16 protein-coding genes are annotated in these 14,092 nt (G+C 37.2%); all 16 read left to right on the top strand.

The window, feature by feature from the left end:
* Positions 1-10 precede the first annotated feature (10 nt).
* Positions 11-1,138 carry an Ig-like domain-containing protein gene (locus FFX44_RS02150; protein ID WP_289977417.1) on the top strand — a complete coding sequence of 376 codons (1,128 nt, stop codon included), beginning with the start codon at positions 11-13 and terminating at the stop codon, positions 1,136-1,138.
* 65 nt (positions 1,139-1,203) lie between these two features.
* Positions 1,204-1,548, top strand: coding sequence for a phage head-tail connector protein (locus tag FFX44_RS02145; RefSeq protein ID WP_289977415.1), 345 nt, complete (start codon positions 1,204-1,206; stop codon positions 1,546-1,548).
* The gene (locus tag FFX44_RS02140) at positions 1,548-1,838 is read left to right on the top strand and encodes a hypothetical protein (protein WP_289977412.1); all 291 of its coding nucleotides are present in this window, start codon (positions 1,548-1,550) and stop codon (positions 1,836-1,838) included. The genes FFX44_RS02145 and FFX44_RS02140 overlap by 1 nt, the downstream gene beginning before the upstream one ends.
* On the top strand, positions 1,839-2,207 hold the full coding sequence (locus FFX44_RS02135; RefSeq protein WP_289977411.1) for an HK97-gp10 family putative phage morphogenesis protein: 369 nt from the start codon (positions 1,839-1,841) through the stop codon (positions 2,205-2,207). It abuts the gene before it with no gap.
* Positions 2,207-2,560, top strand: a complete 354-nt coding sequence (locus FFX44_RS02130) for a hypothetical protein (RefSeq protein WP_289977409.1) — start codon at positions 2,207-2,209, stop codon at positions 2,558-2,560. Before FFX44_RS02135 ends, FFX44_RS02130 begins: the two co-directional genes overlap by 1 nt.
* Positions 2,561-2,571: 11 nt before the next feature.
* Positions 2,572-3,381, top strand: coding sequence for a phage major tail protein, TP901-1 family (locus tag FFX44_RS02125; RefSeq protein WP_289977408.1), 810 nt, complete (start codon positions 2,572-2,574; stop codon positions 3,379-3,381).
* A gap of 52 nt (positions 3,382-3,433) precedes the next feature.
* A complete protein-coding gene (locus FFX44_RS02120) occupies positions 3,434-3,865 on the top strand; it encodes a hypothetical protein (RefSeq protein ID WP_289977407.1) in 432 nt (143 codons plus the stop codon).
* A gap of 92 nt (positions 3,866-3,957) precedes the next feature.
* Positions 3,958-4,170 carry a hypothetical protein gene (locus FFX44_RS02115; protein WP_289977405.1) on the top strand — a complete coding sequence of 71 codons (213 nt, stop codon included), beginning with the start codon at positions 3,958-3,960 and terminating at the stop codon, positions 4,168-4,170.
* A complete protein-coding gene (locus FFX44_RS02110; protein WP_289977403.1) occupies positions 4,170-6,815 on the top strand; it encodes a tape measure protein in 2,646 nt (881 codons plus the stop codon). The genes FFX44_RS02115 and FFX44_RS02110 overlap by 1 nt, the downstream gene beginning before the upstream one ends.
* Entirely contained in the window at positions 6,816-7,646 is an 831-nt protein-coding gene (locus FFX44_RS02105) for a phage tail domain-containing protein (protein WP_289977402.1), read from the top strand.
* Positions 7,647-7,659: 13 nt separating this feature from the next.
* The gene (locus FFX44_RS02100) at positions 7,660-11,571 is read left to right on the top strand and encodes a phage tail protein (RefSeq protein ID WP_289977400.1); all 3,912 of its coding nucleotides are present in this window, start codon (positions 7,660-7,662) and stop codon (positions 11,569-11,571) included.
* Positions 11,572-12,009, top strand: coding sequence for a DUF1617 family protein (locus tag FFX44_RS02095; RefSeq protein ID WP_289977399.1), 438 nt, complete (start codon positions 11,572-11,574; stop codon positions 12,007-12,009).
* A gap of 2 nt (positions 12,010-12,011) precedes the next feature.
* Positions 12,012-12,239 carry a hypothetical protein gene (locus FFX44_RS02090; protein WP_289977397.1) on the top strand — a complete coding sequence of 76 codons (228 nt, stop codon included), beginning with the start codon at positions 12,012-12,014 and terminating at the stop codon, positions 12,237-12,239.
* 54 nt (positions 12,240-12,293) lie between these two features.
* Positions 12,294-12,680 carry a hypothetical protein gene (locus FFX44_RS02085; protein WP_289977396.1) on the top strand — a complete coding sequence of 129 codons (387 nt, stop codon included), beginning with the start codon at positions 12,294-12,296 and terminating at the stop codon, positions 12,678-12,680.
* On the top strand, positions 12,680-13,054 hold the full coding sequence (locus FFX44_RS02080) for a hypothetical protein (RefSeq protein WP_289977394.1): 375 nt from the start codon (positions 12,680-12,682) through the stop codon (positions 13,052-13,054). The genes FFX44_RS02085 and FFX44_RS02080 overlap by 1 nt, the downstream gene beginning before the upstream one ends.
* 2 nt (positions 13,055-13,056) lie before the next feature.
* Positions 13,057-14,082, top strand: a complete 1,026-nt coding sequence (locus FFX44_RS02075) for a GH25 family lysozyme (protein WP_289977390.1) — start codon at positions 13,057-13,059, stop codon at positions 14,080-14,082.
* The last annotated feature ends 10 nt before the right edge of the window (positions 14,083-14,092 follow it).

Here is a 14,092-nt window from a genome sequence, read left to right as displayed (position 1 = left end):
GTAGTCAAATATGGCTACAAATAACAACAATTTAGCAGCACGAACATATCAGAAACAATTTGCACAATTAATGCAGACAGTTTTCCAAGCGCAATCAGTATTTACACCAACATTTGGTTCATTACAGGTCTTAGATGGAATCCAAAACAACGCTACAGCATTTTCCGTTAAGGTTAATGACGTACCAGTAGTTGTTGGAGAGTACAACACAGATGAAAATGTAGCATTTGGTACAGGTACTAGCAATTCAAACCGCTTTGGTGAACGTAAAGAAATCATTTACAACGATGTTGATGTACCCTTCGATTTCAACTGGGCACTGCATGAAGGGCTAGATCGTTTCACAGTTAACAACGATTTAGACGCTGCCGTTGCAGACCGTTTAGATTTACAAGCACAAGCAAAAGTACGTTTATTCAACGTTAAATTAGGTGCTGCTTTGGTAGCTGCTGCAACTGATTTAGGCACTGATTTAAGTACAGGAGACAAGATTAATGCAGTATTCGAATCTGTTGTTGAAAAATACACTAACTTGGAAATTATCGTGCCTGCACGTGCTTACGTGACTGCTGACATTTACAACGCAATTATCGACTATGACAAAGTAAGTAATGTTAAAGGTTCAAAAGTAAATATTGATGAAAATGGTATCTTGTCATTCCGTGGAATTACTATCAGTAAGACACCAGCACGCTACATGTATGGAAAACAGATTATTTTTGCTCCTGACAACATTGGTCGTGCGTTTACTGGTATCGTAACAACACGTACTATCGAGTCAGAAGATTTTGATGGTGTTGCTCTCCAAGGTGCTGGTAAGGGTGGTACATTCATTCTTGATGATAATAAAGCGGCAATCTTTACCGCAGGTTCAACTGTTACAACTGGTATTACATTGAGTCAAAAGACAGCTTCAATCAAGGTTGGAGCGACTAAACAAGTAACGGTTTCTGCTGATCCAGCAACCGCATCTGATGCTAGTGCTGTTGTTTCTGCTGCAACATTTGCTTCAAGTGATGAAGCAGTAGCTACAGTAGCTGCAGACGGAACTATTAGTGGTGTTGCTGCAGGTTCTGCTACTATCACAGCTACAAGTGGTTCATTCACTGCGACTGTTGCTGTAACTGTAACGGAATAGTCAAATCATTAGTCGCTTAGGAAATAAACAATAGCTTATGCGGCGGCTATTAAAGAGGTGATTATATGGCTGATGTATTATCAAGCATTAAACTGCGTGTTGGGATATCAGATACAGTTCAAGATGGGCTGTTGAATGATTTAATAACTGATGCGCAAGACAGAATTGTGAGTTATATCAATCAAGATGGTAATGCTGGACTAGTAGCTTTGCCTAGTGGTACTGATTGGATAGTCAAAGACATTGTAATCAAAATGTATAATCGTATCGGTGATGAGGGTAAGACCTCAAGTGGGGAAAGTGATATTAGCAATTCTTGGGAATCTATTGACTTATCTGAGTATGCTAATAGCCTAGATCAATACCGTAAATCAAGTTTAAGGCGAAGGTCGGGAATGAGGTTTGTCTAATGAGATATAGCGATAGAATTACACTTATTAGATATTCTCAGGACAATGATGGATTAGGGGATGCACCTGCTTCTACAAAAACAGAGAATGTTCCTTGTGAATTGATACCTATCACGAACGTACAAGATTTGGAAAGTTTTGGGTTATTATCGACTAATGCATATGAAATTCATATTAAGAATAAAGTAGCACTAGTTGATAGAGTGAAGATTGATAACGTTGAATACACAGTCAAAAAGACATTTGTTAATCGTAAATCAACTGTTTTGATTGTGTCAGGAGGTGGATAGATGTCAAGTAACATAAAAGTAGAATTTAGTGGACTAGACAAATTATTTGCACAATTTGAATCTTCAAAAGGAAAGGCTAGGAATGTCACAGCATCGGCCATGAAAGCCACTGTAGCAAAAGCACAGCAAACATCTCAAAAAGTTGCTCCACATAGAACGGGTTATCTGAGGAACAACATAATGGTAAAACCAGTAAAAATTAGCGGTGACACGGTGACGGGTGAGTATGATGCTAATGCAGACTATTCTAGTTTCGTGGAAGATGGAACGTATAAGATGCGTGCACAGCCATTCATGAGACCCGGAGTAGCGGCGGCTAAACCTTTCTTTTACAGCACAGTCGAAGCTGCTCTTAGAGGAGTGATGTGATGAGGTTAGCAGATTTTTATACTAATATCAAAACTCAGTTTATTAGTGATGGGATAACAGTTATTTTTAGACAACCTACGACGGATGACACATTACCACTCGTCCAAATAGGTGTTCATACTGATTCTGATGTGTCAACTAAATTTGGACCAGCACTAAATGAAGTTGAACAGCAAATCGATGTATGGACTGAGAATGTGAGTGTAATTGAATTTGAAGAGTATGTAAGACAGGTTAAATTATCGCTTAGTAAATGCGTTAGGTGGAATAGTTTAACTGTACAAACAATGATAGATGAGAGCATTGGCAGAGATTTACGCCGTGCTCTTTTTTTAATGACAATAACAATTTAGGAGGAATTTAAATGGCAAGTGTAAACAACGGAATTGAGTACGTTAAGAAGACACCATATCGTGGTAAAGATGTTTGGTACTTCATCCAATCTACAGATGCACCAATCGGAAGTAAGGCTATTTTACCAGCACATCAAGAGTCTGGTGATACTTCAATCGAAGGCGATTCACTGGATGAACAAAGCAAAATGGGTCGCATTGTAGCACCATCAACAAATGAAGATTCAATCGAATTAACTCATTACATGGTGCCGGGCGATAAAGCGGTAGATATTATTATTAACGCAAAACATGATGGAAAGCAGGTTAAAGTTTGGCGTGTAATCGTTGATGACCGCTTAAAAACTACAGAAGATGGGTTATCAGTTTATCCTTCAATGTTTGGATATGGTGTTGTTGACTCAGCAGATATTTCAGATGAAGATTCATTCAGTGAACTAGACTTTACATTGAATATTTTAGGAAAGCTGGTTTCAGGAACGTTCCCACTCACTGACGAACAAGTATCTGCATTACAGAAATTATACGACTATGAGCGCCCTGGTGAAACTAGTGGTCAATTCGGAGAAACGCCAGCTACAGCAATTACCTTAGATAAAACGACAGCTAGTGTAGAAGTTGGGTCTACTGTACAATTAACAGCTTCATTAACACCTGATGATGCTGGTAGTGTGGTGACTTACTCATCTAGTGATGAATCAATTGCAACAGTTGATGATGGTGGAGTAGTAACTGGCGTTGCAGCTGGTTCAGCAACAATTACTGCTACGACATCAAATGGCTTGACAGCAACATGCGCTGTAACTGTAACAGCAGGCTAATAATTAGTTAAGACAGAGACGATAAAAATGAGACGAAAAATGGAGGATTAAAATGATAACACTAAATTTCAAAGGTAAAGACAAAGAATATAAGTTCGATTACGCATCATTTTTCAGAGCAAATAAGCTCTTTTCAACTAAAAATCCGGAGAATGGGACTTCTAATAATGATGGAGCTGGGAGTATTTGGGTATCTCTAGTTACAGGTGATGATTCAGCAATTTTCAATGCTGTTAGTTCTTTATTGCCTGCAAAGGCTACGGAAGACGAGGTAGTGGAAACTATCAATAAATACGATGGCGATATCAGTGAAGATTTGAAAGAGGAATTACAAGAATCAGCTTTTTTCAAGAAAGCCGCAAAACGTTGGATGAAATTTACAAATCTGTTCGTGGAGGGCAAGGAAGCGAAGACAGAGAACGACAAAATGGAACTGAAAGTAATGAAAAATACGCTGGAAGAAGTGAAGAAGAGTCTCTCCTAATTGATTTCGCGCGTGTAGGTATATTTGATAGACAGCTTGTTATGAGTAGTTATTTTTGGGAAGCTAGAGCACTTATAGAAGGTGCTGCACTAATGCACAATGACGAGCGTAAACGTTCTCTTGAATTAGCGATTAATATTGCAAACGTACAGAATGCGAAGAATCCTAAACGTTCGGTCAAGTCAGCAGAAAAAGCTATTAGTAAAGCTGAAAATCAAATAACAGGTAATAAACCAACTACGAATAGCAAACCTAGTTTAAAGGCACTAGAAAGGCTTAATAAGGCGTTTGGAGGTGATAGTTAATGTCTAATGTAGCTGCAACATTTACAGCTAATATAAGCGGTTATACAAGTGCTATGAACAAGATGCAGAGTGCAACTAAAAGTATGACGAGCAAAGTATCAGGCTCAGCAAGTACTGGTGGAAAATCTTTTATAAAGATGGGTGCTTTGGCTGGATTGGGTGCAAGTGTGGCAGTTTCTGCTTTTAACTTGATAAAAGGCGGAATAGGTAGCATGGTTTCAGAGCTGAGTAATTCAAGTGCGACTTGGAAAACGTTCACTCAGAATATGCAGGGTATCGGTAAAAGTTCTAGTCAAATTGACAAAGTAAAAAGTTCTTTACAAAGCTTCGCACAAAAGACAATTTACAGTTCATCTGATATGGCATCAACATACTCTCAACTAGCCGCTGTAGGAACAAAATCAACACTGAAATTGGTTAAAGGTTTCGGTGGGTTAGCTTCTGCGGCTGAAAATCCACAGCAGGCTATGAAGACTTTAAGCCAACAAGCAACACAAATGGCTGCTAAACCAATGGTGCAGTGGCAAGATTTCAAACTCATGCTCGAGCAGACTCCTGCAGGTATTGCAGCTGTTGCAAAAACAATGGGTATTAGTACTGCTCAATTGGTTAAAAATGTTCAAGAAGGCAAAGTATCAACACAAGATTTCTTTGCAGCCGTAGCAAAAACTGGTACGAATAAAACGTTCACTAAAATGGCTGAACAATATAAAACAGTCGGGCAAGCAATGGACGGGTTAAAGGAAACATTAACTAATAAATTGCAACCAGCGTTTAATAAAGTGTCTCAATACGGCATAAATGCCATTAGTTCATTGATAGATTATGTTGGAACAATTGATTTTACTTCAATGGCAAATAAATTGATTTCTGATGTGAAAAGTGCATGGAATACTTTAAAGTCTATAGTTTCGTGGGTTCAAAGCAATTCTGATTGGTTGTTACCATTAGCAACAAGTGTAGTAACATTTGTGGCAACTTTTAACACTATAACCAAAGTTATTCAAATTATTAATAGTATTAAAACAGCTGCTACAGCACTTTTTACTGTTTTGTCTGCTAATCCTATTGTTGCAATCATAGCTTTGGTTGCAGCTCTTGTAGCTGGCTTAGTTGTCTTCTTCACCCAAACAAAAACTGGACAACAACTTTGGTCAAGCTTTACTTCGTTTTTAAGTAGTGCATGGCAAGGATTAGTTTCAATCGCTCAAACCGTTTGGAGTGCAATTACTACAGCATTTTCAACAGCAGTAACAACTATTAAAAGTGTCTGGTCAGGGATTACATCATTCTTTTCTGCTCTTTGGAACGGAATAGTAACGGCAGTTTCACCAATTACGAGTGCAATCGTCAATTTATGGAACGCAGCAGTTGCTTTAATTGAGGCTGTTTGGCAAGGACTAGTATCAGCCGCAAGCGCAATCTGGAATGCGATTACCCCGATCATTCAAGTAGTTGTAACAGCCATTGAAGCTGTTTGGCAAACCTTAACAACAATTTGGTCAGCCATTTGGAATACTATTGTTTCAGTAGTAACAGCCATTTGGAATACCATTAAAACAGTGGTTACAACTGCTTTTAATGTTGTAAAAACCATTATTACAACCGTCCTTTCGACAATATCAACAGTATGGAGCACTCAATGGAACGTGATTAAGACGGTTGTTTCAACAATTTGGAATGTCATCAAAACAGTAATATCAACAGTAATTAATGCAATTGCGGACATATTAAAAGCTATTTTAAGTGCTATTCAAGGCAATTGGTCAAGTGTTTGGAATAATTTAAAAGCTGCGGCAACAACAATCTGGAATGGTATTAAGTCAGTATTAACAACTATCTGGAATGGAATCAAGTCTGTTGCTTCATCTATCTGGAACGGAATCAAGTCGGTAATCTCAACAATTTGGAATGGTATTAAATCAGTTGTAACATCAGTGGCAAATGGAATTAAAAGCACGGTTACATCAATTTGGAACGGTATTAAATCAGTAACTTCGACTGTTTGGAATGGAATAAAATCAATAACCAGTTCAATTTGGAATGGATTAAAGTCAACTGTGGTTAATGCTGGAAAAGCAGTAATAAATGGTATTCATTCAGCATGGAATGGTGTCGTTTCTTGGGCTAGTGGTCTGTGGAACAGTGTAAAATCTGTTATTAGATCGGCTCTTAGTTTTAATCTCTGGGATGCAGGTAAAGCTATCATGAACAGTTTCCTACATGGATTAAAGTCAGTTTGGGGTTCGATTACAAGTTTTGTTGGAAATATTGCTTCATGGATCCGTAAACACAAAGGACCAATCAGCTACGATAAAAAACTGTTAATACCTGCTGGACAAGCTATTATGGGTGGCTTTAATAAGTCACTGCAAAACGCTTTTAGCGAAGTTCAGAGCAATGTTTCGAGTATGGCATCTCAATTAGCTAATACAGTTGCTGATTCAACTGCTGCAGTTACTGCGGGAGATTTGAACTATTCAACAACGAGTGATGTTGCTATACAACCAATTGATTCAAGTGAGCAAAAGGACAGCAATATTTATGTATCAAATGAAATTGTTGGTGATAAGATTTATACATCTGTCAAAACAAATGAGGCACGAAAGACTAATTTATCATCGCTAAAGTTAGGAGGTTCGTAAATGGATTTAAAAATTACAACTCTTGATGGAACAAGTGTTAAATTAAGTGATTATGGTGCTAGTTTGATTGCTTTTGATGAAGGACCTGCTGAAATTGATAGAACTACTCAAAGTTTCAATGGGCGTAATGGCTCACTTGATTACGGTGGTAGATTTATTTCTAAAACGATAACAGCAACCATTCTGATTGAAGCAAGCAGTATAAGTGATGATTTGAGTAAACAACAACAGATAAATGGTTTGCTTTTAAATATTGATGGGTATTACATTCAACAACTTTATAGTGATAATGGTTTATATGATTTTTTAAGACCTGGTCAAACTTCAGGAGAAATAACGTTTGCTAGTGGTGATACAACTGCTAACAAGCGTTTTTTAGTTTATCGTTCTGATACTAATTCACCTGAATTTGTTGGTAAAGTTGGTGAAAAATTGCGTTCAACTTGGGAGCTAGAATTTACTACTAAAGAGTTACCTTTTGGAGAAACCATTGCACAGGATATTAGTGTTTCAAGTGGTGGTTCTGTTGATTACGGTGGAACAGTAGCTAATAATCAGCTCGAATCTGGTTGGTATGTACAAATAACTGCGAGTGAGGCAAAAAGTGCAGGCTTTGATTTAACAATTGGTTCTCGTAAATGGGAATGCAGTCAAGCAATTGAATCTGGTGATGTAATTAAACTAGCTGGTATCACCAATTTATTGAATGGAGTTAATTTTAATGCCTTAACCAATGCAGAATACTTTGTTTTAAATCCAGGTAAGAATGTTGTTACATCAACACTTGCTGGGACTATTGTTTTAAAGAGCGTCAAGAATCTTTACTTGTAGGAGGTGAGCAGAATTGACGTTGTTTTATGATAAAGATGGCAATGGATATATTGCTCAAATGAATCTTACGAGAACAATTGATGTTTCGGGGAATATTTCTATTTCAGGCACTATTTTTAATGGTGATGATGTATTACAGAATATAGGTTATGGTTGGAGTTTTAAATTTCAAGATGAAAAATATGTCATAAGTTACACAAAATTAAATGATGAAGATAATACAGTTGAATTTGATGCAGTGCATAAATTTTTGTGGGATTTCTCTAAGTCAGTATTTTATGAAAGTTGGAGTGGGTCACATACTTTTGAAGCTTATCTTAGTGCTCTTTTTAGTGGTAGTGGTTACACATATGATTTACAAACTACTGTAGCAGCGTTTGAAAAAGACAACTGGGGTATGAAAAATAAAGCTGACTTACTATCAGATATTATTTCCGATGCAGGCGTTGAACTTGAAATTAGTAATCTTAAAGTCACTATAAAGGCTCAAATAGGTTCAGATTTAACAAGTATTGCTAGGTATGGAATTAACTTATCTGATTTAATCGAGGAAAACAACATATCTAATTTTGCAACTCATGGTAAGGGATTTGGTGCTTACAATGATGAAGATGATACGTCTAAGGGCAGGCTTGAAGTAGAATATACCTCTGATTTAGCTGAAACATATGGCATTCTTGACTTGGATCCTATCGTTGATGAGCGTTATACCATTTCAGATAACTTGTTAGCTGCTGTTAAAACAGGAGTTGATGCAACATTTGCTGTGTCTGTATCTCTTAATATGTATGATCTAGAAAATGCTGGTTATCCTAACTATGATAGCCCACAGGTTGGCGATTGGATTCTAGCGATAGATGAAAAACTTAATTTCAAACGCAAAGTTAGAATTATCAAACTTGAAGAAGAGTTTGATGCTAATGAGAAACGTATTGGTTACACAGTTACTGCAGGAGATTTATCACAAGCGGAACAATTACAGAGCGCACAAGTATCGGCGACAAATGCTATTCAACAGTTACAGCAAGATGTAATAACCGTGTATTACTCTGCTAATGGTAAAAATAGAACATTCACAGGTACTGACGACCCTAACACGCTTGGTCTGACTGATTTGATTTCAGGTGATATTTATTGGCGTACTAATGGAGATAAAAAAGAATTATGGATTTATGATGGTACTCGCTGGAATCAAGAAGTTTCTGATGCAACAGGGGTTGAGATATCTGAGAACGTAACAGCTGCGATGACAGAAGCAGATACAGCTAAGCAGAATGCAAGTACTGCAGTTGAGACAGCTAATACTGCAATAAATAATGCAAGTGTAGCAATTACTAACGCTCAAAATGCAGCAGATACTGCGAACACTGCATCAGAGATTGCTAATACTGCAATATCACAGGCAACTAGCGCTTCAAATGTCGCAAATGCTGTTAACCAGTCCGTTACAGATCTAAAAGATGGTTCAACCATGACTATCGCAGAGCTGAAGAATGGCTTGGCATTAAAGATGTCCGCTTCACAGGTTGATAACGCTATAAATGCCAAAGGTTATGCGACGCAAACGTGGACGACAAATCAGATAACTACTACTGCGTCTGGAATCAACGCAACCATATCCAGTGTTCAAACACAGGTAAATAACAGTGCAGTTGGTACTAACCTAATCATAGGTCAAACAGTCTCACCTAAAACAACATTCAGCGGTAACACTATTGTTACTTTTCAGAATGGTTTTACAACAGACTATATTCCTGTTACAGCTGGTGAAGTGTATACAATATCTATTTTTGGTGACTCTGGTTCGTATGTTTCAAGAATTGCGACATATGACTCCGCAAAAACATATATTAGTAGGATGAATGATGCACAAATAAATACAAGTTCTCCTGAAACAATAACAATACCTGTGGGAGTATCTTATATTAAGTTTGGACCTAATACTCCGAACAACACAGGAACATATAACAATAATTTCAAACTCGAAAAGGGTTCAACTGCTACTGATTATTCAACCAATCCAGCAGATAATGCTACCGTAACAGCAGTTACTAGTTTATCAGCTACCGTTGATGGTCTTGCAACAACTGTTTCAAAGAAAGTGGACAATGATACTTTTACAAGTTATCAAACGCAAGTATCTAATGCTTTTATCAACAAAGTAGATAGTTCAGCTTTCACATCTTACAGAACGCAGACAGACCAAGCTATTCAACAACGTGTCACAAGTGATACTTATAATTCAGACCAAACAATCCTAAGTGGCCTAATTAATAGTAAAGTTAGTCAAACTGATTGGTCTAACAGTGCAGTGGGAGCGAATTTAGTATCGAATTCAAATGCTGATACTAGTCAGATTGCATGGGACAATACAAATCTTACTAAGCATTCATTTTATAATGGTGGTCAATCTTATTTATTTGTCATTCACAACACAACAACTAGCGAAGTAACAGCTTCAAGTCCTAGATTTTTTATAACATCTGGGAAAACGTATACATTGAGTTTTAAAGCGTTTAACAATGGCTTATTAACAAACGCAGATGTTTTCCTACTAGGGAGAGCAGCAAATAACACGACTGATAACTATACTGTTTCTCAGCAATTAGTAAAAAGTGTCAAATTTTCGACATCTGGTATTCAATATTATACAGTCACGTTTACCGTAGCTTCTGGAATCGGGAATGCGTATTTACGCTTTGATAATAATGCGACATCAACTAGCGGTAGCTCTGCAGATTTATATTTTAATGAGGTAAAAGTTGAGTTAGGGTCAACTGCTACACCATGGTGTCCTGCGGCTTCAGAAATTGCTAATTATTCACAAGTTCAGCAGCTTTCAGACAACATCAATCTACGCGTTCAGAAAAAAGATGTTATTAACCAGATAAACGTATCATCAGAGGGCATTCTCATTGATGGCGCAAAAGTCCACATTACAGGAACGACAACGATTGATAGTGCTGTTATTAAGGATGCTATGATTTCCAGTTTGTCAGCAAGCAAATTGACCGCAGGCAAGATTGATGCAAGTTTGATTAACGTTATTAATCTGAATGCGAATAATATTAGTACTGGAATAATTTCAGGTTCTAATTTGTCACTTAATTTAAGCACTGGCGAAGTGTTATTTCAGAAAGGTTCAATTAAAAGTAGCAGTGGAACCCTAGATATTGAGATTGATAGTGGAACAATGAGTATTACTGATACATCAAGACAAGGAGTATATTTTAATCTATCAAGAATGGCATTAAAGACAAGCAGTGGAACATCAAAAGGACTTGTTATTGATGGCTCTGAAATAGGTTTTTACGAAAGTGTCTCATCAGATTTAGTGACAACTAGTTCAGAAACCGCCTATATCAGTTTCTCAAATGTTTCAACAAAGTTGCCTACATCTGTATACGGTGGTTATGGTGTTCAGTTAAGCGATAGTTATTCAAATAGCATTCAAATGTCAAGCACTGGTATTACTATTGGTTCTAGTTCAAGTAATAAGGTTGATGTTACAACTAAGCAATTCAGTGTGTATGGGAAGGGATGGGTAGTTGGTGACTTTTCAGTCTCGGGTACTAAGAATGCTATAGTCCAAACTTCAAAAGGATGGGTTGCTATTAGTGCTTATGAAACAGCTGAATATTACTTCGGAGATATGGCAAAAGTAAACACTGGTTCAGGTTCAAAAGTAAAAGTTATGATGGATAGTCTATTTCTTGAAACAGTTAATACAAATGTTGATTACCATGTATTTGTATCAAGCTACGGGAATGGCTATGCATGGGTATCTGAGCAGGGTAAAGACTACTTTATTATTGAATCTAATGTACCAAATCTTGAAGTTAGTTATGAAGTCAAAGCTAAGAGATTGGGATATGAAAATACACGTTTGGAAATTGATGAAGATTTCGGAAAGGAAACAGTATAAATGAGTAAATTAATCGAGTTTGAAAATGGAGAATTAGTAGCAGTTGGTAACTTTTTAGCACAAGCAAAGTTAAAGGGAAAAGCCAGTCGAGGACGTACTAAGCTAATTAAATCAATTGAGGACAAGAATAAGGAATATAACGACGAGATAAATACCGTCCGTGACCCTTATTTTCAGGTTGACGAGAAAGGCGAAAAAATTGTTAAAGATAATAAATATATCCTAAAGGACGAGTCAAAAGGCAAAGAGCTTGATAAGGAGCTTGCTGATTTGGCAGAAGAAACGGTAGGTATTGAGTTCACTGAATACAGTGAGAAGATTAAAGCACTGTATGAAGCACTGAATAACTACAATTATGAACTGAGTAATGCAGACGCTGTTATCTATGACTTGCTTTTAGACAAACTTGAAGAAAATTATGAAAAAGGGGATAAATAATTATGACAATCACATTAAATAGATTAGCTTATCAATTTGGTACAGATAATGCTACAACAAGCGTTCAGGTAGGGCTCTCAGGTTCACAAGACGGAAATTCAATTAGTGCTAGTTTACAGATTAATTCTACTGATTTACCAGACGGAAAAACGTTTGACGACATGACAAAAGCAGATTTTGAAACATTAGCTAAGTCAATGCTTGCTAAGCTCACAGCAGTAACGGCCTAAGGGCTTATTTTTTTACAGCAAATAGGGCGGGCGGTTGGCAAAAAGGGGTGTGAGATGAGTGTAGACTTTGAGATGGTCAAACAGCTCATAAGTATTATGGCGGAGTTAGGTTTTGTAACGGCTTTTTGGAAAGCAGTGTCAAAATGGGGAAAGTACCTTAATCATAAAAAGGCACTTCAACAAAATAAAGACAATGTACAAAATCAAAAAATTATTGATCTAGGAAAATCTGATATTTTACTCAAAGCAGGTGTGGTTGCAATGCTGCATCATGAATTGTATGCAAATTGTACTGAATATATTTCACGTGGATATGTGACTCCTGGACAACTGAATGACTTGGAATACATTTTTACAAGTTATAAGGCATTAGGTGGAAATGGAACGGGAGAGATTTTATACAAAAAAGTTCAGGTGTTAAAAATCAAGGAGGAAGAATAATGAAAAGTTTAAAAAAGATGTTAGCTGCAAATATTAATAAACCATCATTTTGGGTCCAGTTAGCTACATTCATGGTTGTACTTTTTGTGCTGATTGCAAAATATGGGTTTCATGTGATTTTTAGCCAATCAGATGTGATCATTATTGGACTTTTACTGAGTTCTGTACTTGGCTTCATTGGTAGTTTTACTGGAAACAAAGCTCTAACTGAGGCATCAAAATCAGTTGATACGAGCGGAATAGAGAAGAAGATTGATGAAATTAGCGCAGTAGTGGATAAATTGACGGGGAGTGAGAATAATTCAAAAGCTAATTCATTAGGTATCATTCTTGATGAAGATGGAAATATTGTTGGAACAAAAAATAGGAGGTAACTATGAAACTCAAAAAAATATTAGCAGGACTGGGGGCTTTCATAGCTCCTTTTATTTTTGCAGTCAGTGTGTTTGCCGCACGTACAGATATGATTGATATATCGGGGAACAACACAACACTTAGTCAATCTGATTTTACATCAATCAGAAATAATTACGGTGTAAAAGCTGTTACAGTCAAAATTTCGGAAGGTAGCACATATGCCTGGAGTGGTGCCAAGAATGCAATCGCAAACGCAACTAATGCAGGACTGTACACTAATGGTTACCACTTTGCAAGATTCGGCACACTTGCTAAAGCACAATCGGAAGCATATTGGGCTGTTCAAAATGCTAAAGCTGACGGGCTAGGCGTAGGTGCTGTATTAGCTGTTGACGTTGAATCAAGTGTATTCAAGAAGAACTCTAAAGCAGTTAATGACGCTAATATCTCCGCCTTTAACGCAATCGTGCAAGCAGCAGGATATCGCACAGACATCTACACATCTGCAAGCTGGATAGGCAAATATCTATCTGTATCGAGTGGGACAGGCTGGATTGCAGCATATCCATATACAGTGACAGTCGATAGGTATACATCTAACCATGCTTGGCAGTTTAGCTCTAAAATGACGTTTACAGGCATTTCAGGACGCTTTGATATATCACAGCTATATGACACTTACTACACCGCAGGGACGACCTCAGTTATCTCAAATTCAGCAACAACCAATGTAACTAAGGTTACTAAGAAGACGGTTAAAACAGGATTGACTGTTGACGGTATATGGGGTTCAGCAACTACCCTAAGACTTCAGCAAATTTACAACATGAAGTATCAAGACGGAAAGATTAGTAAACCTAGTTCACTAATTAAGATACTCCAAAAGCATTTAGGCGTGACACAAGACGGATACATGGGTCCGCAAACAATTAGAGCTATGCAACGTAAATTAGGAACACCAGTAGATGGTAAAATTTCAAGTGGATATTCTAATATGGTTGCTGCCATGCAGAAGAAGTTAAATGCAGGTGTTAAACCATTCTAAAAATGAGGTG

Origin of the sequence: Lactobacillus sp. UCMA15818 (assembly GCF_030400225.1) — a bacterium.
Taxonomy (GTDB): domain Bacteria; phylum Bacillota; class Bacilli; order Lactobacillales; family Lactobacillaceae; genus Liquorilactobacillus.
The sequence above is the reverse complement of the archived record's forward strand: the minus strand, read 5'-3'. Positions and strand labels throughout refer to the sequence as shown.

Coding starts and splice junctions, on each gene's coding strand:
- FFX44_RS02150 (WP_289977417.1), top strand. CDS start 11: ATGGCTACAAATAACAACAATTTAGCAGCACGAACATATCAGAAACAA.
- FFX44_RS02145 (WP_289977415.1), top strand. CDS start 1,204: ATGGCTGATGTATTATCAAGCATTAAACTGCGTGTTGGGATATCAGAT.
- FFX44_RS02140 (WP_289977412.1), top strand. CDS start 1,548: ATGAGATATAGCGATAGAATTACACTTATTAGATATTCTCAGGACAAT.
- FFX44_RS02135 (WP_289977411.1), top strand. CDS start 1,839: ATGTCAAGTAACATAAAAGTAGAATTTAGTGGACTAGACAAATTATTT.
- FFX44_RS02130 (WP_289977409.1), top strand. CDS start 2,207: ATGAGGTTAGCAGATTTTTATACTAATATCAAAACTCAGTTTATTAGT.
- FFX44_RS02125 (WP_289977408.1), top strand. CDS start 2,572: ATGGCAAGTGTAAACAACGGAATTGAGTACGTTAAGAAGACACCATAT.
- FFX44_RS02120 (WP_289977407.1), top strand. CDS start 3,434: ATGATAACACTAAATTTCAAAGGTAAAGACAAAGAATATAAGTTCGAT.
- FFX44_RS02115 (WP_289977405.1), top strand. CDS start 3,958: ATGCACAATGACGAGCGTAAACGTTCTCTTGAATTAGCGATTAATATT.
- FFX44_RS02110 (WP_289977403.1), top strand. CDS start 4,170: ATGTCTAATGTAGCTGCAACATTTACAGCTAATATAAGCGGTTATACA.
- FFX44_RS02105 (WP_289977402.1), top strand. CDS start 6,816: ATGGATTTAAAAATTACAACTCTTGATGGAACAAGTGTTAAATTAAGT.
- FFX44_RS02095 (WP_289977399.1), top strand. CDS start 11,572: ATGAGTAAATTAATCGAGTTTGAAAATGGAGAATTAGTAGCAGTTGGT.
- FFX44_RS02090 (WP_289977397.1), top strand. CDS start 12,012: ATGACAATCACATTAAATAGATTAGCTTATCAATTTGGTACAGATAAT.
- FFX44_RS02085 (WP_289977396.1), top strand. CDS start 12,294: ATGAGTGTAGACTTTGAGATGGTCAAACAGCTCATAAGTATTATGGCG.
- FFX44_RS02080 (WP_289977394.1), top strand. CDS start 12,680: ATGAAAAGTTTAAAAAAGATGTTAGCTGCAAATATTAATAAACCATCA.
- FFX44_RS02075 (WP_289977390.1), top strand. CDS start 13,057: ATGAAACTCAAAAAAATATTAGCAGGACTGGGGGCTTTCATAGCTCCT.